This window comes from Streptomyces sp. MNU76 (assembly GCF_020982545.1).
Lineage (GTDB): Bacteria > Actinomycetota > Actinomycetes > Streptomycetales > Streptomycetaceae > Streptomyces.
Genome location: NZ_JAJKLK010000001.1, coordinates 797,143 through 823,779 on the forward strand (window position 1 = coordinate 797,143; position 26,637 = coordinate 823,779).

Annotated in this window: 22 protein-coding genes and 2 pseudogenes; 9 read left to right on the plus strand and 15 right to left on the minus strand. The window is 67.8% G+C overall.

Going from position 1 to position 26,637, the window contains the following annotated elements; translation table 11 throughout:
• Positions 1-51: 51 nt before the first annotated feature.
• The 5 genes and pseudogenes from E4N62_RS03455 to E4N62_RS03475 all read right to left on the minus strand — a co-directional run.
• Positions 52-537: pseudogene (locus E4N62_RS03455) on the minus strand (helix-turn-helix domain-containing protein); the annotation flags it as partial.
• Between the two features lie 16 nt (positions 538-553).
• Entirely contained in the window at positions 554-1,108 is a 555-nt protein-coding gene (locus E4N62_RS03460) for a hypothetical protein (protein WP_230211862.1), read from the minus strand.
• 923 nt (positions 1,109-2,031) lie between these two features.
• Complete coding sequence (locus E4N62_RS03465) at positions 2,032-2,355, minus strand: hypothetical protein (protein ID WP_230211863.1); 324 nt, start codon at positions 2,353-2,355, stop codon at positions 2,032-2,034.
• A gap of 211 nt (positions 2,356-2,566) precedes the next feature.
• Entirely contained in the window at positions 2,567-3,553 is a 987-nt protein-coding gene (locus E4N62_RS03470; protein ID WP_230211864.1) for a GDP-L-fucose synthase, read from the minus strand.
• The gene (locus E4N62_RS03475; RefSeq protein WP_230211865.1) at positions 3,550-5,085 is read right to left on the minus strand and encodes a polysaccharide biosynthesis tyrosine autokinase; all 1,536 of its coding nucleotides are present in this window, start codon (positions 5,083-5,085) and stop codon (positions 3,550-3,552) included. The genes E4N62_RS03470 and E4N62_RS03475 overlap by 4 nt, the downstream gene beginning before the upstream one ends.
• A gap of 188 nt (positions 5,086-5,273) precedes the next feature.
• Between E4N62_RS03475 and gmd the strand changes: the two genes are divergently transcribed.
• From gmd to E4N62_RS03500, 5 genes are all read left to right on the plus strand, one after another.
• Positions 5,274-6,365 carry a GDP-mannose 4,6-dehydratase gene (gmd, locus tag E4N62_RS03480; protein ID WP_230211866.1) on the plus strand — a complete coding sequence of 364 codons (1,092 nt, stop codon included), beginning with the start codon at positions 5,274-5,276 and terminating at the stop codon, positions 6,363-6,365.
• Positions 6,366-6,406: 41 nt separating this feature from the next.
• Complete coding sequence (locus E4N62_RS03485; protein ID WP_230211867.1) at positions 6,407-7,087, plus strand: cyclopropane-fatty-acyl-phospholipid synthase family protein; 681 nt, start codon at positions 6,407-6,409, stop codon at positions 7,085-7,087.
• Positions 7,088-7,156: 69 nt separating this feature from the next.
• Entirely contained in the window at positions 7,157-7,912 is a 756-nt protein-coding gene (locus E4N62_RS03490) for a hypothetical protein (protein ID WP_220649043.1), read from the plus strand.
• Positions 7,913-8,156: 244 nt separating this feature from the next.
• The gene (locus tag E4N62_RS03495; RefSeq protein WP_220649044.1) at positions 8,157-9,536 is read left to right on the plus strand and encodes an O-antigen ligase; all 1,380 of its coding nucleotides are present in this window, start codon (positions 8,157-8,159) and stop codon (positions 9,534-9,536) included.
• 133 nt (positions 9,537-9,669) lie between these two features.
• The gene (locus tag E4N62_RS03500; protein WP_230211868.1) at positions 9,670-10,902 is read left to right on the plus strand and encodes a lipopolysaccharide biosynthesis protein; all 1,233 of its coding nucleotides are present in this window, start codon (positions 9,670-9,672) and stop codon (positions 10,900-10,902) included.
• Between the two features lie 90 nt (positions 10,903-10,992).
• On the opposite strand, the gene E4N62_RS03505 is transcribed toward E4N62_RS03500, so the two are convergent.
• The 7 genes from E4N62_RS03505 to E4N62_RS03535 all read right to left on the minus strand — a co-directional run bounded on the left by E4N62_RS03505 (position 10,993) and on the right by E4N62_RS03535 (position 17,809).
• A complete protein-coding gene (locus E4N62_RS03505; protein ID WP_220649046.1) occupies positions 10,993-11,922 on the minus strand; it encodes a phosphotransferase in 930 nt (309 codons plus the stop codon).
• Positions 11,919-12,668 (minus strand): class I SAM-dependent methyltransferase, encoded by a 750-nt coding sequence (locus tag E4N62_RS03510; protein WP_230211869.1) that lies wholly within the window; start codon positions 12,666-12,668, stop codon positions 11,919-11,921. Before E4N62_RS03510 ends, E4N62_RS03505 begins: the two co-directional genes overlap by 4 nt.
• A gap of 46 nt (positions 12,669-12,714) precedes the next feature.
• On the minus strand, positions 12,715-13,623 hold the full coding sequence (locus E4N62_RS03515; protein ID WP_268268912.1) for a glycosyltransferase family 2 protein: 909 nt from the start codon (positions 13,621-13,623) through the stop codon (positions 12,715-12,717).
• A gap of 148 nt (positions 13,624-13,771) precedes the next feature.
• A complete protein-coding gene (locus E4N62_RS03520; protein WP_230211871.1) occupies positions 13,772-15,019 on the minus strand; it encodes a glycosyltransferase family 4 protein in 1,248 nt (415 codons plus the stop codon).
• A gap of 47 nt (positions 15,020-15,066) precedes the next feature.
• Complete coding sequence (locus E4N62_RS03525) at positions 15,067-15,606, minus strand: SAM-dependent methyltransferase (RefSeq protein WP_230211872.1); 540 nt, start codon at positions 15,604-15,606, stop codon at positions 15,067-15,069.
• A 251-nt stretch (positions 15,607-15,857) separates the two neighbouring features.
• Positions 15,858-16,760, minus strand: coding sequence for a WecB/TagA/CpsF family glycosyltransferase (locus E4N62_RS03530; RefSeq protein ID WP_230211873.1), 903 nt, complete (start codon positions 16,758-16,760; stop codon positions 15,858-15,860).
• A gap of 47 nt (positions 16,761-16,807) precedes the next feature.
• Positions 16,808-17,809: a UDP-glucuronic acid decarboxylase family protein gene (locus E4N62_RS03535; RefSeq protein ID WP_230211874.1), complete on the minus strand. Its 1,002-nt coding sequence runs from the start codon at positions 17,807-17,809 to the stop codon at positions 16,808-16,810.
• Between the two features lie 261 nt (positions 17,810-18,070).
• On the opposite strand from E4N62_RS03535, the pseudogene E4N62_RS03540 reads away from it, so the two are divergent.
• From E4N62_RS03540 to E4N62_RS03550, 3 genes and pseudogenes are all read left to right on the plus strand, one after another.
• Positions 18,071-18,661: pseudogene (locus E4N62_RS03540) on the plus strand (sugar transferase); the annotation flags it as partial.
• A 187-nt stretch (positions 18,662-18,848) separates the two neighbouring features.
• On the plus strand, positions 18,849-19,694 hold the full coding sequence (locus tag E4N62_RS03545) for a hypothetical protein (RefSeq protein ID WP_230211875.1): 846 nt from the start codon (positions 18,849-18,851) through the stop codon (positions 19,692-19,694).
• A gap of 13 nt (positions 19,695-19,707) precedes the next feature.
• Positions 19,708-21,561 carry a DUF4012 domain-containing protein gene (locus tag E4N62_RS03550; protein WP_230211876.1) on the plus strand — a complete coding sequence of 618 codons (1,854 nt, stop codon included), beginning with the start codon at positions 19,708-19,710 and terminating at the stop codon, positions 21,559-21,561.
• Positions 21,562-21,618: 57 nt separating this feature from the next.
• Here the strand turns inward: E4N62_RS03550 and E4N62_RS03555 are convergent, their stop codons facing one another.
• The 3 genes from E4N62_RS03555 to E4N62_RS03565 all read right to left on the minus strand — a co-directional run bounded on the left by E4N62_RS03555 (position 21,619) and on the right by E4N62_RS03565 (position 24,816).
• The gene (locus E4N62_RS03555) at positions 21,619-22,269 is read right to left on the minus strand and encodes a low molecular weight phosphatase family protein (RefSeq protein WP_230211877.1); all 651 of its coding nucleotides are present in this window, start codon (positions 22,267-22,269) and stop codon (positions 21,619-21,621) included.
• A 740-nt stretch (positions 22,270-23,009) separates the two neighbouring features.
• Positions 23,010-23,138 (minus strand): hypothetical protein, encoded by a 129-nt coding sequence (locus tag E4N62_RS47810; RefSeq protein ID WP_268268915.1) that lies wholly within the window; start codon positions 23,136-23,138, stop codon positions 23,010-23,012.
• A gap of 811 nt (positions 23,139-23,949) precedes the next feature.
• Complete coding sequence (locus tag E4N62_RS03565) at positions 23,950-24,816, minus strand: LysR family transcriptional regulator (protein ID WP_230211878.1); 867 nt, start codon at positions 24,814-24,816, stop codon at positions 23,950-23,952.
• A 202-nt stretch (positions 24,817-25,018) separates the two neighbouring features.
• On the opposite strand from E4N62_RS03565, the gene E4N62_RS03570 reads away from it, so the two are divergent.
• A complete protein-coding gene (locus E4N62_RS03570; protein ID WP_230211879.1) occupies positions 25,019-26,464 on the plus strand; it encodes an amidohydrolase family protein in 1,446 nt (481 codons plus the stop codon).
• The last annotated feature ends 173 nt before the right edge of the window (positions 26,465-26,637 follow it).

The window sequence follows — 26,637 nt, forward strand, 5'->3', positions numbered from 1 at the left end:
CAACGATCACGAAACGTCAGCTCCCCACCCGCCACTGCGAGTTCAACCTCAGTAGTCGGGATCGCGGGAGGTCTTCCAGGTCTTCAGGCGTTGAAAGGAGACGCCTTCCTCGCGGAGCAGGATGCGCAGGCCCTCGTGGCTGATGTCGTCGACCACCCCCTCGGCGACCAGGAAGTCCGCCAGCTTCGTCAGACTCCAGGCGGAAAACGGCAGGTCGTGCTCGGTCGGCTTGGACTTGGCGATCTTCTTGATCTCGCGGCGCTCGGGCAGCGTGAACGTCTTCGGGCGCCCGCCCTTGTACTTCGGGTAGAGCGAGTTGAAGCCGTCAGTGTTGAAGTTGTGGATCACATCGCGGACCCGGTCGGCGCTGGTGAACGTGACCTCGGCGATCTTCGCCACCGGCATACCCTGAGCGGCCAGCAGGACCACCTGGGCCCGCCGCCAGGTCACCACCGACCCGGTGCCCCTGCGGATGATCCGCAGCAGCCGCCGCCCCTCGTCATCGTCGATCTCACGCACGCGTACTCGCTCTGCCACCAAGACAGGGTGCCAGTCACGCGCCGCCAGAACCCTCATTTCCTGCCCCTTGATCGGCAGCGGATGCCGCCCCTGCGACTGTCCATATCGCCATGCCCCATAGGGAGAGCGCAGAAATAAGGCCCACCACGAGGCGAACGCTCTCGTCCGGGCCGTTCGTGAGCCAGACGGTCATGCCCGTCGCCCCGGAAGCGATCAACAGGGCCGCCGGTATTCGCAGTCGGGGCTGCTCGAACACCGCCGCCAACGGCAGGAAGTGGAGCCCGACGACAACCGCGATCAGCGGGGGAATGAGCACCGGCACCCCGACGTGACGGCAGACTGCGGCGATGGCGATGATCAGCAGCCACTGGAGCCCGTTGATCTGGTTGAACCGCCGACGTCGGTCAACGGGAAACGGTCCCCCTGCCGACGATGGAAGGAAACGGCGTGCGGCGAGCATCAGCCCCACCATGACGGCACAGCCGACTACGGCCAGGACCTGCTGCATCAACCCGTCGAATGCACTCGAGCCCAGCAGCCACCAGCCGAGCCCGAACAACGCGAGGAACCCCACCCCTGACTTGAACATGATCGAGACCCTAGGCGGAAGAGCAGCCCGCCGGTCCAAGGATTCTCAACTTAGCGCGGGCCGTGTTGACCGACGTCCTCAACCGCCGCCGGTGCTGCGGTCGCGCCCCTTCGAGCAAAAGCCGCAGCCGAACAGGGCGAACGTTGCCTGATGCGGCACTAGCTCGCCCGATGCTCGCCCGAAGTGGGAACCCGCCACGTCCACGGTCCAGCCGCCCAGTTCGGGCGCGGCCCGGCGGGCGCAGAAGGCGAGAGGGCCTCCGGCTGTGTGCCAGGGGCCCTCTCGCGTATGGCAGTTACTGTCGCGGTGATGGCGACTGGTCGGCGCTGAGCCGCCGAAGAACGTCCGGCGTATCGACGTCGACTACCTGACCGCCCTAGCTGCGGCACTCGGGTGAACCCGAACGCCCTGCTGTCCCCCACCAGGGTCCGGAGCTACGACCGGTCGCCGGCCAGCTGGGCAGTGCACATCGAGGACTCCGGAGGCCGCGGGTCGCCTGTCGGGTCGCCGTGACGAATCATTTCGGCAGCGGGCCGTCAGGAGCCCCGTGTCAGGGGCGTGCGCCCACCATGCTGGCGCAGAGGTTGATCAGGTCGGGGAGGGGGCAGATTTCCCTGTCGTCGCTGAGGGGCGGCGCGGTGTGCGGCGGCTCGCTGGGCGCGGGCGGCGCCGGTGCGGGCGGTGCGGGCGGCTTCGTCGCGCCCGGAGGTGTGGGCGTCGGCGCGGGCGGTTCGCCTGGGGTGCTGGTCCTGGCCGCCGTGTCCGCTGTCGCCCTTGTGGCCATCTTCGTGACGTCGGCCGGGCGGGGAAGCGCGAGATGGGCGCCGGAGGGGGCGCCGTCATTCCCTCGGGCCGCTGTGTCGGGCGTGGCGTCTGTGCGGTGGTCGGCGGGTGTGCTCGGCTCTGGGTCCTGGGCGTTGCCGTCAGTGCCGGGGAGCGTCAACGATGTGCCAGGCTCGGCGAGGAGTGGTGGCGCTGCCTGGCTGCTGTTGGCGTAGTAGGCCGCAGCGCTCCGCGACGAGGACGGACGTCGCGGCGACGGCGAGGACGGCCCGGCGCCCGCGCACGAAGCTACGGAGGCGGTCGCCGACGCCCGCGAAGAAGGCGGCCACCGTCCCGCCTATGTAGAGCGCGAGGTGCCGTCTGCGGCGTACTGGCTCTGGATCCTTCATAGGGGAGGGCGTCAGCGACAACGGTGTCTGTGCGGCGATCTTCGTCGCGGTCAATTCGGCGTGGAGCCGGTTCATGTCGGATCGGGTCTTCCTCAGCCGGTTGTGTCCCTTCCGGCTGGCTGCCGACCTCCCGCTCGCGGTCCACTTGTAGGAACTGGGCGACGGTGTGCTCACCGCGGTCCGACTACGTCGAGTGTGCGCTCGCACTGGTGGATCAGCACCGCATCACGAAAGTCCTCCCGATGCCAGTGCGGTGCCGAGTTCGCGCGCGGAGCGGCGCGGGGTGTCACAGGGCAGCGGACCCTCGGTGTTCCACGTACCAGGCGTACGCTTCGGCGATTCCCTCCCGCAGGCCGATACACGGGGCCCATCCCAGAGTGGTGATCCGGGAGACGTCAAGGACCTTGCGTGGAGTGCCGTCCGGCTGGGCCGCGTCCCACTCGATGGCCCCCTGGTAGCCGACGACCTCTGCCACCAGCTCGGCGGCCTCCCGGATCGTCAGGTCCGTGCCGGTGCCGACATTCACCGATCCGTCCGCGTCGTAGTGCTCCAGCAGGTACAGGCATGCCCGAGCCAGATCATCCACGTGCAGGAACTCCCGGCGAGGTGTTCCGGTACCCCAGTTCACCACTCGCTGTGCCCCTGCCGTTCGGGCCTCGTGGAAGCGCCGGATCAGCGATGCCAGGACATGGGAGTGCTCGGGATGAAAGTTGTCGCCGGGGCCGTAAAGGTTGGTCGGCATGGCGGAAATCCAGGGGAGACCGTGCTGCCGCCGCACCGCCTGCACGTGCAGGAGCCCGGCGATCTTGGCGATGGCGTAGGCGTCGTTGGTCGGCTCCAATGCACCGGTCAGCAGCGCCTCCTCTCGAATGGGCTGGTCGGCGAATTTCGGATAGACGCAGCTGGAGCCCAGGAACAGCAGCTGCTCCACCCCCTGTTCCAGGGCCGCGTCCAGCACGTTGACCTGGATACGCAGGTTGTCGGAGAGGAACTCCGTGGGACGGGTGGCATTTGCTTTGATCCCGCCCACCCGTGCGGCGGCCAGCACCACCACATCCGGCCGGGTGGCCGCGAACCAGTCGAGGACGGCACGGCGCTCGCGCAGGTCCAGTTGGGCGGAGCCGGGTCCGACCACGTCGGTGAAGCCCTCCCGCTCCAGATGCCGGCACACCGCGGAACCGACGAGTCCACGGCTTCCGGCCACGAATACGCGCGCGGAGCGGTCGAGGGGGCGGTGAATGTACCCGCACGGTGCTGAGGCTGGGGAGCTCACCGCTGAGCGCTCCGGTCGGCGGTCATGGAGTGAGGCTCGCCGTCGAGTGCCTCCTGCGTGCCCGTGGCCCGGGCATCCTGCTCTCCGCCTGGAGTCGGCAGGGCCGGAGCGCCACCGGCGGGCGGCATGTGCCCGCTGCCGCGTCGTTTGGAGAATAGGCCGGCTGTCCGGTGCTGCGGCCGGTATTCGTACGCATAGCCATACGTGCTGCCCTCCTCCTTCGACGACGTCATGTTCAGGACCGTACCGAGCACGGAAGCACCGACCTGCTGCAGTGTGCGAAGGGCTGCGCCGACCTGGTCGCGGCTGGTGCGTGAAGCCCGCACCACCACCAGGTAGCCGTCCACGACGGTGGCGATCACGGACGCGTCCGCCACCGGCAGCACCGGCGGGGTGTCCACCACGACATGGTCGAACTTGTCGGCGAGGCTGCGCAGCACGCTCCTCAACTGGTCGCTGCCCAGCAGCTCGGTGGGATTGGGCGGCACCGAGCCGCTGGTCAGCACCGAGAAGGAGCCCACGGACTGCAGCACTTGGTGCACCTCGGCTTGGCCGATCAGCACGGTGGTCAACCCGGCGTCCCGCACCAGCCCCAGGACGCGGGCAGTGGAAGGCCGACGCAGGTCGGCGTCGACCAGGCACACCGAGGCACCGGTCTCGGCCAGCGCCGCGGCCAGGTTGATCGCGACACTGGTCTTCCCCTCACGAGGCAGCGGGCTGGTTACCGCGATCACCTTCGGCGGCTGGTCCACGTCCACGAACCGCAGACTGGTGCGCAGCCGCCGGAAGCCCTCGGCGCGCAGTCCGTGCAAGTCGTCGAGCAACGCCAGGGGATGGCGGGTGGTCCGCGGGTCGTGCGCGACGCTCCCGAGCACGGGAGGGCCGCCGAACCCGGCCAGGAGCTCGGTGAGACTCTGAAGACTGCGTACCGAGCGATCCATCGACTCCCTGGCCACGGCGAAACCGGCCCCGAGGGCCAGCCCGGCCATCAGCCCGATGGTGAGGTTCACCGCCGGGCGCGGGGAAAAGGGCACGGAGGGCACGGAGGCCGGTTGGGTGATGCTCAGCCGCACCGGGGACGTCCTCGCGTCGTCCGGGCGCTCAAGGCCGCGGACCACCTCGGCGAAGCGCTCGGCCACAGCGTTGCTGATGCGCGCAGCCCGCTCCGGCCGGGTGTCCGTGACGGTGAGCCGGAGCAGCACCGTGTCGGGCTGCGTGGTCGCGCTGATGCGACGGCTCAGTTGATCCGGCGTCATGTCGAGACCCAGGGTCTCCACGACGTGCCGGGACACCAGAGGACTCGCCGCCACCTCCGCGTACGACCGGACCCGAGCCTGGGTGAAGACATTTCCCTGCGCGAGCTGGAGGGTGTCGGACCCCTCCCGCACGGACACGAAGAGCTTCGCAGTGGCCCGGTACTCGGGGTTCGCCGTGTAGGTGATGAGCGCACCGACCGCCGTTCCGAGCAGGGCCAGCACGGTGATGGCACGCCAGCGGCGAGAGAGAACTCGTAGGTAGTCGCGCAGGTCCAAGACATCCGTCCCTGATCGGATCAAGTGAGAGTGCCGCCCTCACCGTACGACACCAATGGTGAAATGAGAGGCATATGCATTAAGTCAAGTAAAGATGGCTGTGGTCGCTATATAGGCGAATTAACCGGTTTGGCTACCGTACGAGGCGTGTTCCGCTCATCTGCGTCACCCTGCAGCAAGGAGTGCATGTGACTGTCAAGAAGGCGCTCATCACCGGCATCACCGGCCAGGACGGCTCCTACCTCGCGGAGCTGCTGCTGCAGAAGGGCTATGTGGTGCACGGAATGGTCCGTCGCGCCTCGACCTTCAACACGCAGCGCATCGACCATCTCTACCGGGATCCGCACGATCCCGAGGCGCGCATGTTCCTCCATTACGGCGATCTCACCGACGGCACCCGGATCGCCGGCCTCCTGGAGCAGGTCCAGCCGGACGAGGTCTACCACCTGGCGGCCCAGTCCCACGTCCGGGTCTCCTTCGACGAACCGGAGTTCACGGGTGACAGCACTGCGCTCGGAACGACGCGGCTGCTGGAGGCCATCAGGACGACGGGCCTTCCCTGCCGCTTCTACCAGGCCTCCAGCTCGGAGATGTTCGGAGCCTCCCCGCCGCCTCAACACGAGGACACGCCCTTCCACCCTCGCTCTCCCTACGGTGTCGCCAAGGTCTACGCCTACTGGGCGACCCGCAACTACCGCGAGGCGTACGGGATGTACGCGGTCAACGGCATTCTGTTCAACCACGAGTCCCCTCGCCGTGGCCCCACCTTCGTCACACGCAAGGTGGCCATGGCCGCCGCACGCATCAAGGCGGGCCTGCAGGACGTCGTCTACCTCGGCAATCTCGACGCCCGACGGGACTGGGGGTACGCGGCCGAGTACGTCGAGGCGATGTGGCTGATGCTGCAACAGGCGGAACCGGATGACTATGTGGTCGCCACCGGCGCCAGCCACAGCGTGCGCGACTTCGTTGAACACTGTTTCGCCCATGTCGGTCTTGACTGGCAGGACCACGTGCGGTTCGACGAGCGTTATCTGAGGCCCACCGAGGTCGACGACCTGGTCGGTGATGCCACGAAAGCCGAGCGGGTCCTCGGATGGCGCCCGACAGTCCGCGCCCCTGAGCTGGCCCGTCTCATGGTCGATGCCGAAATCGCGGCGCATGAACCTGCGCCTTCCGCGCTGGACAGCCTGCCCGCGCCCGCCCCGATGCTGCGGATGGAAAGGCTCTGCCACGATGCGCCCGCCCCCGGTACTGCCGGAGAGAGGAACCCCGTGTGACCGGCATCGCCACATGGAGACGCGGGCAGCGAGGAAGCAGCATGCGGACGAGGATCGCCGACCCCTCAAGGCCCGGATCCCTCGCCCACTCGGCTCGCGCCAAACGCTGGCACGAACTGCTGCGTTGCTTTCCCGACCTGGCCGAGATGCGCGTTCTGGATCTCGGCGGGACCCCAGCTTCATGGCGCAGCGCACCCGTCCGGCTGGCGCATGTGGTGACGGTGAATCTCGACCCGCACACCGCCCGGCAGGCAGAGCCCGGCGTCATCCCGGTCGTGGGAGACGCGTGCGATCTCTTCCTGCCGGCCCACTTGTCGGCCGAGCGATTCGACCTCGTTTACTCGAACTCCGTCCTTGAACACGTCGGCGGCCACTACCGGCGGCAGCGGTTCGCCGAAGCGGTGCACCGCCACGGGACCCACCACTGGGTACAGACTCCCTACCGGTACTTCCCTGTCGAACCGCACTGGCTGTTCCCCGGCCTCCAGTGGTTTCCGGTCCGGGCTCGTATCGCTGTCTCCCAGCACTGGCCGTTCGGACACGTCCCCCGCACCGGACGCGCGCAAGCGCTCCGTCATGTTCAGGAAGTCGAGCTTCTGTCGGTGACTGAGATGCGGTCCTACTTCCCCGCCTCCCGCATCTGGATCGAACGCTTCGCCGGGCTTCCCAAATCGCTGGTTGCGAGGAAGCGACGGTGCCAGCCCTTCTCCGAACCCAGGTGAGTCCCACACCCCAAACCAATCGGTCCGCAGCCCATGACGCAGAGAATGAGCGAGGGAGTAGCGCATCCCATGACAATCCACCAAAGCGAGCAGACGACCCGAACGGCCACCGTCCCTCTGCTGGGATTCATCCGCAAGCCGATTGCGGGAATTCGCAGGATGCACCCATGGCTCTACCCGGCATGGCCGGCCCTGAACGGGCAGCGCTTCCGTCAGGAGATGTTCCGCTCCCTGCTTCAGGAGCTCCAGCCACAGGCCGTCTTCGAATCCGGAACCTACCGCGGTGCCACCACGCAATTCCTGTGGCACGTTTCCGGACGTCCCGTGTACACGGTGGAGAAAGAGCCTGCCTTCGCTCGTCTGGCAGCTCGACGCTTCCGGAACGTCTCGGACATCAGAGTGATCAAGTCGGACTCCAGGAAGGCGCTCCAGGGACTTCGCGAGAACTCCTCGTTCCCGAAGTCCCGCGTTCTCTTCTATCTCGACGCCCACTGGGAAGATGATCTGCCCCTCCGCGAAGAGGTGGCCGTCATCACCGACAGTTGGACGGACTCGTTGATCCTGATCGACGACTTCAAGGTTCCCGATGACCCCGGCTATGGGTTCGACACATACGCGGAGACACAGCTGTCGGTCGAGTACCTGGGCAATGCGGTCGGGGAGTACAAGGTCTTCTGGCCGAACTGTCCATCGGGCGAGGAAACCGGCGCACGTCGCGGCTGCGTACTGCTGGCGGCTCCGACCCTCGCCGACAGGATGGCAGCGCTGGATGCCGTGCGGAGCATGGACGACGGTGTGCCACTGTGCCGTGCGGGCAGCCGGTGAGCGCAGTCGCTGCACACCGGGCCGCCGACGGCACCAGGGGTACCGGTCATGCTGGCTTGCGGTGTCGGCTCGCATGGCTGAGCAGAGCACCCGGCAGAGCCGCAACCGGTAGGGAGTGAGCGTGACTGTCAGGGCGGCTCCCGTCGACGCCGAGGAGGCGAATGCCTCAGCGGCCCACACCCTTCCTGCGAGTCGGCCATTCTCATCGGCTTCCCGGCGTACACGTCACGCGATCGCAGGCACTATGGCCGTCATTTTGCTCCTGGCCGGGGGACGCTGGGTATCCCATATCGCGATTGGTCCCGTCTACATCGCCGACGTACTGCTGGCTGCCGCCGTTCTGCACACGGTGTGTTCCCGCCTCCTGGTCAAGCACCACTCGGGTAGCAACCAGGGGCCCGGTGTCCTGGTCGGACTGGTGGTTCTCGCCACGCTGGTTCGCGTCATCTCGTCCGAGGGGGAGGCGCTACTGATCGCACGCGACGCGGCGCCTTTCGTCTATGTGGCCGTCGCCTACCTCTCGGCAAGGGGATATCTCCTTGCGAGTGAGCCCGACCGGCGGCGGACGGCCCGGCTTGTCCACGGTGCACTGGTGATCCACTTGTGCTGGGTGGCGTGCGTAGTTCTGGTGCCCGACCTCTCATCGGCGCTCAGCGAGTCCTGGAGCGGTCCGACCCCGGAAGTGAGATCGGATCTCGACACAGCGTTGCTCGGCATCCTGGCGGGAGTGTCGATCCTTCGGTTCCGCCGCAAGGAGGGGACCTGGATGAGTGCATCGCTGGCCGGAGCCTCAGTCGCTCTGGCTCTCACCATGCACTCCAGAGCAGGTCTGCTTGCCTGCGGCATCTGCGTCGTGGCCGCTATGGCTGGCGGTGCCAACAGGAACGCCAGGGCTTCGGTTCGCACGGTGGCTCTCGGTGTGTCGGCGGTGATCCTGCTGATGGTGCTGCTTCCGAGCAGCCCGGCCGCTCAGCGCCTGATCGCGACTGTGGACCGGACAGCAGCCTCTCAGACGCTCGCCGTCAGTGCCGAAGGGACCTCGAACGCAAGGAAGGTGGCGTGGGAAAGGGTCATCAGATTCACGCTCGCCGACCCGGCCCGGGTAATGATCGGTGTCGGCTTCGGACCCGACTTTCTGAAGGACGCGGATGCAGATGTGGCGCTGGGTTCGCAGACCTACCAGGGAGTACGTTCCCCGCACAACTACCTCCTGACCGTTTTTGCGCGGCTCGGTCTCCTCGGACTGACCGTGATCGTCGCGCTTCTGGCCACAGTCCTCGCCGCCGCGATCAGGGAGCTGTGGGCACGACATCAGCCGGACGAACTCACGTTCATGTGTGTGCTCGTGGTGATGTCCTTGTTCGTCATCGCGATGCTGGGCGTTGTGTTGGAGTCTCCGTTCGGCGCAGTCCCCTTCTTCTGGGCCGGGGGAGTACTCCTGGCTCGCAGCCATCGGCGGCGACGCTCTTTGGCGAGAACAGCTCACGTGGCCCCGTCAGTCCCATACCGAGGGCGGCGCCTCATCGAAGCCCCTCCGGAGGGCGCCGGATCCCTGGCAGTGGTGGCCGAGTCGGCTCCTCCCCTCCCCATGGAGCCGACTGCACGGGCTGTACATCAGCGGTGACCGGCCACAGGAAGTGACATCGATGAGCTCATCGCCCCGTGAAAGCTCGGAGACCGAGGCCCCCGACGTGTCCGCAGTCGGATCCAGGCCCTCTCTACAGGCCGTCCTGAGATCGTTAGCCGCAAAGGCCGTTGTGCTCGTTCTGGGGGGAGCCGCCACCCTGCTGTCGGCGCGCAGTGTGGTCGAGACTCTCGGAATTGCCGGCTATGCGCTCGTCGCCCTGGTCAGTACGTTGCCGACCCTGCTCGCGGTCTGCGACCTCGGGGTCGGAGCCGCCGTGATCGACGCCTTCTCCAGCCGTGACCGCGAGCACATGCTCCGCACCATCACCGCGGGCGCCCGGACACTTCTGTGTGCAGGCTCAGCCATTGCCGTGTGCGGAGTCCTGACGGCCGCCTCGGGAGCGACCGACTCACTGCTCGACAGCGCGTCCGGAGCGGATGTCGCCCCCTGCATCGCCGTCGTTGCCGTGCTGTTCGGCTGCAGCCTGCCTCTCAGCCTGGGCGGATCGGTGCTCGCGGGCCTGGGCCGCTATCACTTCGCCGTGCTGCTGCAAGGGGCCGGCACGCTGCTCGCATTGACCGTCGTACTGCTCGGTGCCGCGTATGACGCGCCTCCGGCGGTCTTCGTCGCATCTGTGCTCGTCGGACAGTGTGCCGCCGGAGCGGCCAGCCTGTTGCTGGCCGGCCGCATGCTGAGGCTGCGCTTGCTCCGTGTCGTGCTCTTTCCGCTTCGTCGCTCACCAGGCACCCGAATCATGCAACTGGCAGGACCTATGGCTGTGATCAAGGTGACCTCCGCCGTCGCCTATGGTGCGGATCGCCTTGTCCTCAGCAGTGTCGCGCCCCCTGTCGCCGTGGCCGTCTATTCGGCGGGAGCCCAGCTCTACGCTCCTGCCTCCGCGCTCGTTGCAGCGGCGGCGCTGCCGCTGTGGCGAATGTTCAGTAGGCATCGTCGTACCTCCCCGCAGGCACCGCGTCGCCAACTGCTGCAACTCACGGCGTATTTCACCGCGGGCGGCTTAGTGATCAGTGTCCTGCTGGTGACCGCCGGCCCGACTGTGGCGAGTTGGATGCTGCACGACCGTGCTGCCGTCGGGCCGGGGCTGATGGCTGCCTTTTCCGCCTTGCTCCTCACCCACGCGGTGAACTACCCCGTGGCGATGTGGTTCTCGGATCCGGCAGGTCTCCGCTTCCAGGCTGTGCGTGCCGTCCTCATGGCCGTCGTCAACCTGGCGGTGTCGATTCCGCTGGCCTACTTCATGGGACCCGCAGGACCTGTGCTCGCCTCCGCCGGTGCCCACTTTCTGTGTGTGACCGTCCCCTGTCATCGCAGGGTCTTCAGTCGTCGTGGCAGGGCAGCGTAGTGCCGGCATCGAAACGCCGTCCCGATGCCTCGGCGGAGCCGTTGACGGATTCCTCGGGCGTCCACACGGGTGTCCCGCGGGCGCGTGGAGTCAGGTGACCTTGAGGCCCAGCTTCGAGGCGACGTGGTCGCGGAATTCGCCTACCCGTCGGATGCTCGCCGCGGGGGCCGAAGCGAAGTAGGACCGGAGTGCTTGGTCGACCTCTGGCTGAGGGCAGCCGATACGCGTGGCAAGCTGCGCCAAGGTCCCCTGCGGTTCGGTCAGTTCACGGACCACAGCCCTCGCCTTGATCCATCGGAGGTGCCCACCCGCCTGGACGAGGTAGTGAATGACGTCCCGCAAGGGACGCTGGGCCAGTGACGCGCACTCCCAATCGACGATGCCCAGCCCTTGGGGAGTTCTGAGGATGTTCCAGGGCGCCAAGTCGCCGTGCCTCAACGAGCACGTGCCGTTGCCCGGTCTGCCGAGTGCCGCCGTGATGTCCAGCAGCTCGTCGCGGGAGAGCAGTCCCGCCTGGCGGCAGTTCGACCAGGCCCGACTCATCACCACGAAGTGGTCCCCCACGAAGTCCGCGAAGAGGAGTTCGGGGATCTTGAACGGAAGCCCCATCGAGGGGAGTTCTGTGAGGACTTCCCCTTCGTTCTGGAGACGCCGGTCATCGCCGTTGCCAACCTTGAGCACATAGCGAGGGCGGCCAGAAGCAGAGAGGGCGGCAACGCATCTTCCCGGCGTGGACGAGTGCATGAAGGCCATGCCGTCGACGTCCTTGGGCAACGCGTGGAGGAAGGTGTCCGCGAAGGCCAGCGGATTTTCGACCTTGGGCCCGATCTGCATGCGCATCATGAGCTGGTCGAAGAGGGCGGCCGCACGGCCGACAGGTCGCAAGGGCCGATCGATGACGCGCGCGGCTGCCGTGCCGTGTCGTCCGCCCGTGCTCCGCAACTCGATACGCCGGCCCAGTGGGCCGGCGCGCAACAGCCCGCGCTGCCAGGTGAACTGCGAAACGTCCACCTTCGTCATCTCACAGCCCTCGCCATGTAGAGCTGCTCGACCATCAGTCCTCCGGTGATCCTCTGCAGAGGCGGCCTGCATGCGACCGCATCGGCCCTTCTCAGAGCCGCAGCAGGCAGATTCCGGTGCAGGACGGGAGGGAAGGCCGAGAAGCCGCGGCGGGATTCGACCCGGAATCCGGATGCGTGCAGAAGTTCGATGATGTCCCTGTGCCGCAGCTCGTTCGGGCGCTCCGGCCTGCTCTTGGGCACGCGTACGGCGATGGACCGCAGACTGGGACAGTGCCCATGGTTGTTCAGGATGAGGAGAGCACCTGGCTCCATGTGCTGCCTGATCTTGCGGAGAACAGGCACCCTGACCTCTTCAGGCGCATTCAGAAGAAATCGAAAGACAGTGACGGCATCGTACGGGCCTGCCAGCAGGTTCTCGGTGAGTACGCAACCGGTCCTGATGAGTGCTTCGGGGCTGGCCTCGGCCGCGTGCTTGGCCATCTCCGCCGAGATGTCAACGCCCGTCAGCTCGTCCGCCACGCCTGCCAGTCCTCGCAGAATGCGGCCGGTTCCACAGGCGAAGTCGAGAACCCTGAGGCATCCGCGACGTGCCCGCTCACTCCGAAGCACGTCCAGGAGGACAGGCCTTTCAAGACGCCACACATGGTCGTCGTAGCTACCCTCGTCGTACTGGCGATTGTAACGTTCCACCCGTTCCTCGTCGACGAACTTGGTTTCATAGCCGCTCCAGCCTGAACGCATCATGCAGGACCCTCTTCTTGTCGGTCACAGTGGGAATTTCGGTTTCCTCTCAAGAGGAAACCCGTACGTCCACCAGCTGTTTGGCGCGACGTAGGGCACTTTCGTTCAACCACCAGCGAAGATCTTCGCTCCGGGCCAATCGATTGGCCCGCAACTGCCTGGTGTATCCATGGCTCGCCACCTTCTGGGCGGCGTGCACCGACATGCCCACAAGACGGGAGGTGCGTCGCGCTAGCTTTGTTCTGGGCAGGCCGTGTACCGACGACATGAGATCGAACTCGGCCTGGTACCTCTCGGCGGGTTGTTGCGTGACTTGAGCGTCATGCACCCGATATGCCGCCAACGGGCGGGGCAGGTAGCGAAAACGTGCTCCGTCGGCCGCCAGCGAGAGCCACAGATTCCAGTCCATGACCCTGCGCAGCCGTGGGTCCCAAGACGTCTGCGTCAAGCGGCGACGGCGCACGAAAGTGGCGCAGGACGGAATGAAGCAACCGTACTTACTCAAGGTGAAGTGCGAGAAGCGGTGCGCGGGGAGGAGCCTCAGGTACCTGCCATGCGCATCCACGAATACGCAGTCCCCGAAGACCACATCGGTTTCCGGTTCGGCGGCGATCACGTCGGCTACCACCGCGACGGCGTCCGGGAGGTAGAATTCGTCGGCGTTGAGCCAGCCGAGCCAGTCCGACGTGGCACGGGCCGCAGCCCGGTTCATCGCGTCGGATTGCCCGCGATCGGGAATGCTCCTGTGATCCAGCTGGGGGTGCCGTCGCGAAAGATCCTCCAGCAGTTGCGCCGATCCGTCAGTGGACGCCCCGTCCTGCACGATGTGTCTGAGACCGGGGTAGCACTGACGTGCGACCGAGACCACCGCGTCCTCGATATATTGGCGATAGTTCATACTCGGCGTGAGAATGTCGATCGTGGGTCGTCCGATTGTCAATGGGTTCTCCCTGTCCATGCCCGCTCGCAAAGCGGCTCGATAACCGGAGATGAGCCCGCGCCCACCCTATTTTTGACGAGCCTGTCGTCCGCACATTGACACGCTGAGACACGCTCGGATGGCGAGTGCCGGTCAAGAGAGCCGGAGTGGGGCCCAGGCCGCCGCGTCAGTGCGACGAGGGTGTGCCGGCACCTCGGGACCGGCGATGCGCGGCCTGCTGCACCGCGCTCTCGTAGACGGCAGCCATGGCGGCTGTCCACGACGCTGCGGCGTACCGCTCGGCGTGTACTTCCCGGCAGTGCTCACGCAGTGCGGGAAAGAGGTCGCGAGCCGCTGTGAGCGCGTGCGGCAAATCGCCGGCGCCCCGGTAGACCGCGCCCGTACCGTCACGAAGCACACTGTCTGCCGCGGCTGACCCGCTCAGGGCAAGCACCGGCACCCCCGCGGCCATGGCCTCCTGATAGATGACAGGTGCCATTTCGGGGCAGACACTTGGGAAGATCAGTCCCGTGTAGTGGGGCAGTCGGCCCAGGAGCTGCTCACGGGGGAGCGCGCCAAGGATTCGACCGCCCTTGGGCAGGGCTTCCCTGCAAGCCCACTCCAACGGTCCGGACCCGATCACGTCCAGCCGTTCGCTCGCCGGCCAGTGTTCCAGTAGCGGGATGATGCCCTTCTCCTCGCTCAGCCGGCCCGCAAAGACCCAGCGGCTGCCCGCTCCCGGTTCTTCCAAGGCGTCCCGGGAGCGCACGGCTCGTGCGGCGTCGACGAAATTCGGTACCAGAGCGAATTTCTCCGTCGGCAGCCCGAAGCGAAGGTAGAAGGCGCGGCTGTACTCGGAGAGCACCACCAGCCGGTTGGCCCGACGCAGTACGGGATGGGCTGCCGGACCTCTTCTACCGGCCCACGCAAGGGGGAACGTCGCTCTGCGCGCGCTCCGGTAGCAACTGTGCCGCAGTCCCGCCCACCGCTCTCCGTCGGGACATGCGGTGCACATCCTCCCGTCACGGAAGAGCGTCCCGGCCGCGCAGGCCGGACGGTAGTTGTGCACCGTGGCGACGAGGGCGCCAGGCCAGCGCTCCAGCCAGCTGGTGCCGAAGTTGGGGAAGAGGTTATGTACGTGAACGACATCAGGGGCCAGTCGCTCCAGTTCCGCCAGGGGCGACCGACCGTGGCCGGTCGTGACTCGGATCGCAGCCCGCAGGGTGTACCCCGGCTCAGCCTGCAACGCGTCGGTGTGCGCGGCGACGATGGTCACCTCGTGCCCGGCGACGCGCAGCGCCTCCGCCTGGTCGAGCACGACGGTGTTCTCGCCGCTGGGCTGGAGCGAGGAGTAGAAGCTGTGCACCAGCGCCACTCGGTAGGTTGCGGGACGCCCGGGCGGACCCTCGGCCCGGAGGTGAGCTGTCTCGTTCACTCGGCCTTCCTCGGCATCCGTGTCGTTGAACAAGCGTGATGACCGTGTCACCGGCGGTTCCCGGCGACGAGTGCGAAGGCCGTCGTCGGGAAGAACCGTTCTCCGGCGGCCTGCAGCAGTCCCGATCGGGCGGACCGGTGGTGAAGCTTGACCTCCACGTCCTGGAAGGCCGGGTCGAGCAGGTCGCGCAGGGCCTCCTCGTCCGCGCCGTCGCGGACGACGTGGTACTCGACCGTGTCGGCCTCGCCGGCCTCGTCGTAGATGCCGCGCCGCCGGCGCAGGCGGGCGGCACGGCCGTAGCCTCGCCCGAGGAGGTACGCGTTGCGGTCCGGACTCATGGACAGCCGGGAGCGGCAGGGATACGCCAGGGGAACCTGGGCGCTCAGGAACGCGCCGCCGGGAACGACTTGGTCGATGAGCTGCTCGACAGTGCCCAGGCGGTCCGGGTGGCGCAGGACGGAGACGCGCACGACGGCGTCGACGGGCCCGGCTCGGCAGAGCGAGGTGCCGTCCTTGTCGTACGGCACGGTGACATTCGGATTGCGCCGGAATCGGCTCTGGAGAGAGCGGACGCTCGGTTCGCTCATCTCGGCCAACATGACCTGAGCTCGTGCAGCCACAAGATGATCGGTGAAGTTGCTGTGCCTGTCTCCCGGTTCGAGCACTCGGCATTGCCCATTCCGGTCGATGACCCCTTGCACCAGGGCACGCAGGTTTCCGATCAGCCGGTCACGCATCGTGTGGTGGCGGATATGCGGGGAGCCCTTTGCGTACTCTTGCCGGATTCGGAGCTCACGCTCTCGCAGCTCCCGCATAGACGGTTTCGCCGGAGTGATCGTCATGGCCGTACCCCAGGAACCTCATCAGGAATCTCGCGTTCCTGGCCGATGAGTTGGCCCGAATTCAGGCAATCGGCCGCCGGGTGCACCGCAGCGCCGCCGGTTCGCAGTGGACGGCTCGCCTGGCGTACCACGCCGCGCACGAAACGCGCGTTGCCGAACACATAGCGCCGCCACAACCGACGCGGCTCGCTGCCCAGTCGGAACAGCCATTCCAGCCCGCTGCGCTGTATCCATGGCGGTGCCTGCCGCTTGGCGCCGGCGATGAAGTCGAAGGCGGCGCCCACGGCCACGGCCACCACGGGAAGTGCGGCACACAGGTCGGCGGCCCAGCGATCCTGCTTGGGGGTGCCGAGGCCCACCCAGACGATGTCCGCTGCGACGCAACGGATGTCCTCCAGCTGTTGCCGCAGTTCCTCGTGGGACAACGGCCGGAAGGGCGGGGAACTGGTGCCGACGATCCGCGTCCCCGGACAACGCTTTCGCAGTTCCCGGTGCAGCGCGTCCAGCACCTGGGGCGTGGAGCCCAGTAGGTAGTGGTTCAGTTCGGTGTGCTGGGTCAGGGCGAAGACGTCCAGCAGGAGGTCGGGGCCGTAGACGCGGGTGCTCGGCAGGGTGGCACCACGGTGGAGCAGTTGGTTGGCCCATACGACAGGCTGTCCGTCGGGGAGGTTGAGAGAGGCCGAGCGCAGAATGCCGTGCAGCTCGGGGTCCCGGTCCGCGAGGGCGAGCGTGTACGCGTTGGACAGATGGACATCACTGCCGAGAGGGACACCGAGGGCGTCCGGTCCGCCGGTGTCCCCATGGCGTGCCGCGTGGATCCGATGGGCGAGGCGCACGACGTGGCGGGCCGCGCTCTCGCGGGTGTGCGCGGTGATGGGCACCCCCAGGCACTCGACCACGGGAGCGGGCGACGTCGGTCCTGTCGTTCGTGAGCTTGGTGGGGCGGTCATGAGGAAGCGGCTTCGGTGCTCAGCGGGAGTGCGGTGGGTCGGTTGTCGCGCTCGGCGAACTCGGAGAAGGGCAGACGGCGTCGGAAGTCGGTGATGGTGTCGCACAGGCCGCGCTCCACCGGGGTCGTGGGCTCCCATCCCAGGAGGTCGCGGGCCAAGGTGATGTCCGGGCGCCGCTTTTTTGGATCGTCCTCAGGACGGGGGACCAGCGTGACGTCGGAGCTGGACTGGGTGAGTTTGCTGATCCACTGGGCCAGTTCGAGCATGGAGACCTCGTGTGGATTGCCCAGGTTGACCGGCCCTCCATGGCTGCTGGCGAGCATCCGCATCAACCCGTCGACCACATCATCGACATAGCACAGGGACCGGGTCTGACTCCCGTCGCCGGTGACGGTGATCGGCTCTCCGCGCAGTGCCTGGCGAATGAAGGTGGGGATGGCCCGACCGTCGTCCAGGCGCATCCGCGGGCCGAAGGTGTTGAAGATGCGCACGATCTTGGCGTCGACGCCGCGGCTCCTGCGGTACGCCATGGTCAGTGCCTCGCCGAAGCGTTTCGCTTCGTCGTACACCGACCGTGGACCGACCGGGTTGACATGGCCCCAGTAGCTCTCTGGTTGAGGGTGGATCAGGGGGTCGCCGTACGACTCGGAGGTGGAGGTCAGCAGGAATCGAGCATGCTTCGCGGCGGCCAGGTCCAGGGCGTGCCAGGTTCCGGCCGAGCCCACACGGAGTGTCTCCAGGGGCAGTCTCAGGTAGTCCACGGGTGAGGCGGGGGAGGCCAGGTGGAGGACAGCGTCCACCGGCCCCGGCACGTCCAGCCCTTGGGTGACGTCCCAGCGGCAGAACCGGAAGTGTCGCTCGCCCATGAGATGTTCGATGTTGTCGACGCTGGATGTCATGAAGTTGTCCACGCAGACCACGTCGTGGCCCGCGTGGAGCAGTCGCTCACACAGGTGGGAGCCGACGAACCCGGCCCCACCCGTCACTACCGCTCGCATGAGGGTCCTCTCGGTAGGCCCCGCCCAAGCTGGTGGACGGGGCAAGTCGCAGTGTCATTGTCGAAAATCAGGCACATGTCGTGTTTCTATCTATTAGCCAGATGTGAGTTAAATAAGACGATAAGTGAGTGGAAACACCTCGCGGTGGCGCACCTTTCACTCGTCCGTCGCACTAAGAGAAGGGGGCGCGGAATGTCGGCACCCGCTGCGGAGACGGCTCGCCGCTGGTCAAACGCGTGCCGTTGGCGGCGATGGGCGGGGCGGGCGGCCAAGCGGACCATCGACATGGTGGGGGCCGTAGCGCTGCTCGTGCTGGCGGCGCCGGTGCTTCTGGCGGCCGTCATCGCCGTGAGGGCCGACACTCCGGGGCCCGCACTGTTCCGTCAGTGGCGCACGGGTTGGCGCGGCAAGGAGTTCAAGCTTCTCAAGCTGCGCACCATGCAGGTCGGCTCCGAGGGATTGCGGGTGGCGCTGGCCGACCGAAACGAAGCCGGCGGGCAGCTGTTCAAGATTCGTGAGGACCCCCGTGTCACCCCTGTGGGGCGTTGGCTGCGTCGCTACTCCCTGGACGAGTTGCCGCAGCTGCTCAACGTGCTGATGGGGCATATGTCGTTGGTCGGTCCTCGGCCGTTGCCGGTCGAGGACTCGGTGTTCGCCGGGGAGGCCCGGCGCCGCCTGCTGGTCCGGCCGGGGCTCACCGGCTTGTGGCAGATCAGCGGCCGGTCCGACCTCGCATGGGAGGACGCCCTGCGCCTGGACCTGGAATACGTCGACACCTGGTCGATCCGGAAGGACCTGGTCATCCTCGCGAGGACGCTACCGGTCGTACTGCGCGGCGACGGCGCGTACTGACACCGCCGGTGCCGAGCCGCCGCCGCAACAGTCGGTGTGGTCGCGCGGATCTTGGGAGTGCGCCATCGGGGGGAACTTGAGGCGTGTCGCGTTAGCCTCGGAGTGGATGTAGACATATAGAAGGATGTTGGTATTTGTCGGCGGCGCCGCCATCCGGACACGAGATCAGCTGGGAGATTGGTGCAAGATGATCAAGTCCTCGCAGTGGCGGGCCGCCCTGGCTGCCACAGCCGCCACTTTCGTTGCCGCCGTACCGCTGGCGAACGCGCAGGCCGCGTATGCCGATGCGCCCGCGAGTGTCTACCAGCCCTACCCACCGGAGCTGAACACTGCCACGGTGCCCGCGGGTGGAGTGATTTACTTCGTCGCAGAGGGGTTCGAGCCCGGCGAGGTGGTCACCGCAGCGCTCGTCCCGCAGTCCTCGACCACCCTCAGCGGATCGCCCCGCAGCGGGGACGGTGAAGGCGGCGGGGACAAGTGCAAGGAGCGGGACGCGACCTACCGGGCCGACGCGAGGGGCACGGTGTCCGGGTGCTTCCAGGTGCCCAAAAAGACTCCTCCAGGACCCTACCTGTTCACGCTCACCGGCGAGGAGTCGGGAAGCGTCTCCGCACCCGTGACGGTGACGGCAAAGAACGGGCCCGGGAATGAGTACGGGAACGGGCCCGGGAATGAGTACGGGAACGGGCACGGCCCCGGGGAGCGAAGCGCGGACGGGGCGAGCCTCCCCCTGGAAGATGGCGCCGAAGGTCGACCCGGCACCGTCAAGGTCGCCGGCAACGGAAAGACCCTCGCCCTGAGAACCGGTGCCGCCGAGGAGCAGCCCGGCTCCGTCGGGACGGCGAGTCAGCAGGGAGACCTTGCTCCGGCCGGCTACGACGCGGCCAGTCAGGTGAGTGGCAGCACGGTGCCGGCGGAGACCGGCTCGGGTACGAACTGGGCGCTGGCGGGCGGGGCTGCCGGGCTGGCCGCCATCGCCGTCAAGGCGGTCACGGTCGTACGGCGCCGTCACACTCGCACCGAACAGGGCTGAGCCGGCCTGCAGCATGCGAATGCCGCGCCTCAGGAAAACCACCGAGCCGTACAATGCCGACAGCCTGGTCCGATGGCTCCGTCACCGTCGTGCCGGGCTGCTCGTGGCCGCCCTCGCGGGCCTGCCTCTGGCCGGCGCCGGGTGGATCGTCGTCACCGGCCTGCTCGCCCATGACGAGCTGCTGGCCTCTCAACAGGCCTTGAACTCGCTGCGGCAACAGATTGCAGCAGGTTCCCTCGCGGAAGTGTCCGCGGGAGGTGGCGTGCCGGTGAAGCAGAAGCCCGACGCCGCCGTGCGCGCAGCCGCCGCACATGCTGCGCGAGCACACAGTCTCACCACCGGTCCGGCCTGGTACTCCGCCGCGCACGTGCCTATCCTCGGTGGTCCCGTCCGCACCGTGCGCGGGGCCGCGGAGGCTGCTGAGCGGTTGACCCGCGAGGTGCTCTCCCCGCTGGCGGACACCGCCGCCCAACTCACAGCCGACACGGCAAAAGACGGTGGTCACCTGAGTCTCCCCGCGCTCCGCCGCGCCGCTCCGGCCCTCGATCAGGCCTCGCGCAGCGCCTCCGATGTGCGTCGCGAGGTCCACGAGTTGCCTAGCGATACCTGGCTGCCCGCCGTCGACGGGGCCCGAGCCCAGCTTGCCCAGAAACTCGACCGGATCGTCCCTGCCACGGGCGACGCCGCCGCGGCGGCGCGTGTGCTGCCGTCGATGCTGGGAGAGCGGAGCCCACGGCGGTATGTGGTGGTGTTCGAGAACACGGCCGAGGTGCGTGGCACCGGCGGGCTGCCCGGAGCGTTCGCGGTCCTCACCGCGGACCGGGGCCGTCTGGCGTTCGAATACTTCGGCAACGACACGGAGATGGCGGACGCCGTCGCGTCAGTCGACCTGGGCGACGAGTACGCCGCGTTGCACGGGCACAACGCCCCCACTACTACCTGGGTCAACTCCAACCTCAGTCCGCACTTCCCGTACGCCGCCCGCATCTGGACGGCCGCATGGGAGAATCACACAGGTCAGAAGGTGGACGGCGCCTTCGCCCTCGATCCCAGTGCCCTGGCAGGGCTGCTCACCGCATCCGGTCCCGCCCGTCTGCCCGACGGTACCGCGGTCACCGCTGCCAATGTCGTGGATCTCACCGAGCGCAGCAGCTACGCGGCCTACGCGGACACTCGGGAGCGCAAGGCATTCTTCCTCAACGTGGCTCGCGCCGTCGCGGGGAGGCTGCTGGGGGTTGCGAACGATCCGCCGCGACGGACCGCGTTGTTCGCCGCCCTGAGCGGGCAGCTGAGGTCGGGACGGGTCAAGATGTGGAGTGCTCACCCGTCCGAGCAGCGTGAACTCCGGCGACGCCCGTTCGGCGGCACCTTGCCCGACTCCGCCGACCCGTTCGCCGGACTGGTCGTCAACAACGCGGCCGGCACCAAGCTGGACTACTACCTGGACCGGCGTCTGGAGTGGGCTCCTGGCCGGTGCGTCGCAGCCGGTCGTGAGGTCACCGTGACCGTGGACCTCACCAACAGAGCACCGGCCTCGGGACTCCCCCTGTATGTCACCCAGCGAGTGGACGCCCCTTCTTACCGGACCCGGCCCGGCGACAACCGTCTGCTGGTTTCGTACTACGCGAGTAAGGGGGCGAGGCTGGCCAAGGCGGCTCTGGACGGGCGACCGGCTATGGTGAACCAAGCTGCCGAGCGCGGTCACCCGGTCTACACCCTTGACCTGGAGCTGCCCGCAGGTTCCACCCGCACCCTGGAATTGCGCCTGCTGGAGAGCCCCTCAAGCCGTCCTCCGTTGCTGCTGCGCCAGCCGATGGTGCGGCCCTTGCGGGCCACGGTGCGGCCGTACCCGGCGTGTGGTGACTGACTGCTCGGCTTGTTCCTCGCTCTTGGCTTCCTGCCGCCCTGCCGCCCCGGGGATCCCTCAGGCTCGGGATTCGAGCGTGAGGTGCTCACCGTCAAGGGGCAGGCCCAGTACAGCTGCGGCGATCCGCTCCACCGGCTCGGCGATGCGTGCCGCGGTCTCCCGGGCCACCCGCATGGGGGCACCGTAGGGATCAGCCACGTCATCGTCGTCCGCACCGTTGCCGTCAGTTCCACGCCGTGCCGCGGCGCCCCTGACCAGCGCTGTGGCTCGCTCGGCAGGGTCCGTCGCACCCGCGGCGTCCTCCGGACTCAGCAACCGGCCGAACTCACGCAAGGTGAAAGCCCGCTGCAAGGCCCACAGCGGAGACAGCCGCACGGCCGCCTCGCGGTGCTCCGTGGCAGCCCCCAGCACCAGGTCGGCGTCCTCCACCAGTGCTGCGGTCAGTCGGCGAGCGAGCGCGCCGCAGGGATCCCCGCCCAACTCGACGAGGAGGGTTGCCGCCGCCGGGTCCATGGGCGTTCCCGCCATGGCTGCGGTGCCGGCGCTGCTCACCCGGAAACTCTCCGATGTTTCTGGAGACGCGGCGAGCCGGGCCGTCAGCAGGCGCTCGGCCAGTGGGGAGCGGTGCAGATTTCCCGTGCAGACGACGAGCACGCGAAAGTGCGCGCCCCTGCGTCCCGGCATCGGCGAGGCAGGGGAAGGGCTCATGGGGGAAGTATCCCGCCACGTATGGTCGTCTGGGGCGCGCCTCACCGGGTGACCCGACACAGGAACACGGATGCTGCCTCGGGCGTCCCTGTCGCCCGCGCGCCCGCAAGCAACGTAGGGAGAGCCGGACTTCGCCGAGTCCACCGCTCTGGCCGCGCACAGCGGGAAGATCCGGCGGCGTAGGGCAGACCGACGACGAGGCGGTCCTGCTCATCGCCCATACCCGGCCCACCGCTCCCGATGACGTGGCGACATGCAGTCTTCCCAGCGATCCCCGGGCGGCAGGGCAGGCACGCGAATACGTCCGCGAGAAACTGGCGTCGTGGGGCTCGGACGACCTCGTCACCACACCGAACTCCTGGTCAGCGAACTCGTCGGCAACGCCGTACGCCATGCCGCGTTCCCCGGTGTCGAACCGTACGCCGCCTATGCGCGAAGCCGAGCCGACTGGAGGTTCGTCGAACTCCCCGGAGGGCACGACCGCATCATCTCCGCTGCAGGCTCGGTCGCGCCTTGCTCGAGTTGTGCGATGTGCTGCTTTGTCCGGACGAGCCGGTGCGGACGATTGACTTGGTGCTCGTGCCGGAGCACCGTCGCGGCGGCGGAGCTGTGAGTTTCGCCTTGCGCGGTTGGACCAGGGCCCACCCGGTGGGCGGGGAGGAACACCGGACAGGCCCTGGTGGACACTGGGGGTCTGGGGCGCGGGCGGACGTCGGGCGCCGAACCCTGTCACGGGTCCGTCAGTCGCGGTGCAGCCAGACCGTGGTGTCCGGCGGCAGCAGCTCGTCCTTGTCCAGCCGCGTTGCTGCGAGGAGGGGGCCACAGGCATAGGTGAGCGGGATGGGCTGGTCGGAGCACAGGCCTGACACTGATCAGCGCGTCTGACCACGGAAAGCGTCAAAGATGAGCGTTGATCGGCAAGGACCGCCAAGATCCCCAAAGGACTCATAATCCGTCGGCCGTGGGTTCGAGTCCCACCCGCCCCACCATTCAGGTCTGTGACCTGCGGAAACGTCTCAGCGGGCGTGCGGATTCAGGACTTTGGGCCAACGGACTGAATCCGCTGCTCGCGACTTCAATGACGGTTCGCTGCGCGATGGTTGACACCCCTTTGACCTGCACCGATGGATGGGTCCGTGGGCTCGTGCATGCCTTGGCGGGCTGTTTGTCCGGCTGGTGAGCTCCCGAGTTGGGACGCTGATGGGACACAGGGATCAGGAACGGACAGCGGAAGGTCGATCACTCCGTGGCTGCCGCGGGAGTTACCGACAAGTCGTCGTTCGTACGCGGCACCACGAGGCGCCCCCACGGGCCGCTGAACGCTTCGCGACGGCCGGTGCTGGGCCCAGTGACGAATAGGCCCGCTCGCGTGGGATCTGAACCGCGAAGCCGGCCTGCTGGTCATGGCGACGGGAGCCCCGACACAAGCGATCACCATCGGGCCACCGGGGCCTCGACCGCATCGCTCGACTCAGCTCGCGCAGGGCTGCAGACGCTCCGCAGGAACCTCGCCGATCCGCCGGTGGACATCGCTGGAATCTCTGAGCGGGCGGCAGGCAGACCATGGAAGGCGCGAACCGCCTGGTTCTTCGCCTGTGGCGTCAGAGAGGCGAGCGGCAGCGCCGAAAGCCCGCGCCGGGATGCGCCGACGGAACAACCCTGCGGATTTCCCTGGCTGACTCACGGAACTCTGTCGAGAAGGCGCGTGGCGTGGCGGACGGCGGCGATGGCGTGCCGGTCGTCGGTGGCGCGGGTGGCGACGGCGATCTCCACGGGCGGTCCGTCGAGCGGGACGAACCGGACGTCCGGGTGTGGGTAGAAGCGGCCGGCGGCCTCGGCGTGCAGGGCTATGCGGCCGGTTGTCGCCACGGCTCCCGGTATCGCGGCGGGGTTGCGCAGGGCGCCACGGCTGTGGGACCCGTCGGCGGCGGGGCCGGACCAGGCTTCGAGCGCGGGATGGGCGAGGGCGGTGGGCAGCCATGGGCTGTCACTGAGGTCGGCCTCGGTCAGACGGTCGGCGTCGGCGAGAGGGGAGCGGGCGGGGACGACCACGACCCGGGGCATGGTCAGGGCGTGTTCGAAGACGAGCCCGTCGACGGGGCCGACGTACTGGACGATGCCCACGTCGACCCGATGGCTGCGGACCGCTTCGTACTGGTCGGTCAGGTCCAGTTCGGCGTAGGAGAAGGCGATTTTGGGATCGTGTCCGTGCACCGCCGCAGTCAGGTCCGTCCAGCGTTCGGCGAGTCCGAATCCCAAGACGCCCAGCGTGAGGAGCTTTTCGTCGGCGATGCGGTGGCGGTTTTGTTCGGTGAGGGAGTCCACGGTGTCGAGCAGAGTCCGGGCTTCGGCGATCAGCCGCTCTCCCTCCGGGGTGAGCGCCACGCGGCGGCTGGTGCGTTCGAAGAGCTGGGTGCCCAGTTCCCGTTCCAGCCGCTGGATGTGGCGGCCGAAGGGCTGGGGGCTGATGTAGTGCCGCTGCGCGGCCCTGCCGAAGTGCAGTTCCTCCGCCAGTGTCACCGCGTAGCGGAGCGCCCGGATGTCCATCCCTGTGCCTCCGTGCCTCCCGCTCCGTACCGCCCGTGCAGGCCGGTGCTTCCGTCTACGTCAGCGGAGGTCGAGCCGTCAACCCCTCGGTCACGGCCGGTTCGCAACCATTTCGGCTGATGATCCCCGGCCTCCTCCTCTGGTGAGGTGAGTCCACGGGAGGCACTGCCTCTGTGGCTCGGATGACGAAGGAGTCATCATCATGGCTCGGCATCGCGTTGTGCTGCGCGGCGGCACCGTCCTCACCATGGATCCGCAGCTGGGGAACCTGCCCCGAGGTGACGTGTTGATCGAGGACGGTGCGATCGCCGCGGTGGCACCGGACCTCTCCGTCGACGAGGCGGAGACGGTGGACGTCACGGGGCACATCGTGGCGCCCGGCATGATCGACACCCACCGGCACACCTGGCAGACGCAACTGCGCGCCCTGTGCGCCGACTGGACCCTGGCGGACTACCTGTTCGGCATCCGGCTCGGCGCCTCACCGGCCTACCTCGCCGAGGACGTCCACCTGGGCAATCACCTCGGCGCCCTGGACGCCCTGAACTCCGGCGTCACCACGATCCTGGACTTCTCGCACTGCAACAACACGCCCGAGCACGCCGATGCCGCGATCACCGGACTGCGGGACGCGGGAATCCGCGCGGTGTTCGGCTACGGCTTCTTCGAGTCGAACCCGCTCCAGCCGCCGCACTTCACCGACCACGCCTTGCGCCTCGCGGACTTCCGGCGCGTCGCCGACACCCACTTCCCGAGCCGGGACGCGCTGCTGACCCTCGGGGTGGCGCTCACCGAGTACGGCACGCTGCCGTTCGACACCACCCGCGCCGAGATCGCCGCCGCCCGCGAACGCGACGCGCTGATCGTCACGCACACCGGCTGCGTGTGGTCACTGCCGAGCGGCGTGCGCGAACTCGCCGCGGCGGGCCTGCTCGGACCGGACCAGGTCCACGTGCACTGCAACACCCTCACCGACGAGGAGTGGCGCCTGCTGGCCGACCACGGCGCCAAGCTGTCGATCTCGGTGGAGACCGAACTCAACATGGGCATGGGCCGCCCCGCCTTCGCAGCCGCCCGCCGGCACGGCATCAAACCGACCCTGTCCTGCGACATCGTCTCCCTCAACACCGGCGACCTGTTCACCCAGACCCGCATGGGCCTGGCCTTCCAACGTTGGGCCGACACCGAAGACCTCAACCTCACCGGCGGGGACCCCACCACGGTGACCATCACCGCGCAGGAGGCACTGGCCTGGACCACCGTCAACGCGGCCGAGGCGATAGGACTCGATCACCGCATCGGCAGCCTCACCCCCGGCAAGCAGGCCGACATCATCGTGACCGGCGGGTCCGGCATGTCCCAGCACCCGCACCTCGACCCGGCCGGCACCCTCGTCTTCCAGACCACCCCCGCCGACGTCCTCCACGTCCTGGTCGCCGGCTGCTTCGCCAAGCGCGACGGCCGACTCACCGGCACTGACCTTCCGGCCCTGCTCGCACGAGCGGACGCCTCAGCCGAAACAGTCCTCGGCCGGCTCGCCGACGCCGGGCGCCCCCTGCCCGGCACCCCGCCGGAAGGCTGGGGCCTCATTGCCCGCATGTCGTCAGAGCTCCAGGCGGCTCCGGAACACCAGCAGACCGGAAAGTGATCATGCGCTTCGTCACCTACACCGAAAGCGAGGGCGACCGCGTCGGTGTACTCGACGCCGACGATCTTGTCCACGCCCTCCCACCCGGTATCCGTCTCATCGACCTGCTCGACGACCCGCAGCGATTGCACGACGCCGCGGACAACGCGCTGCGCGATCCCCGTGCCGTGCAC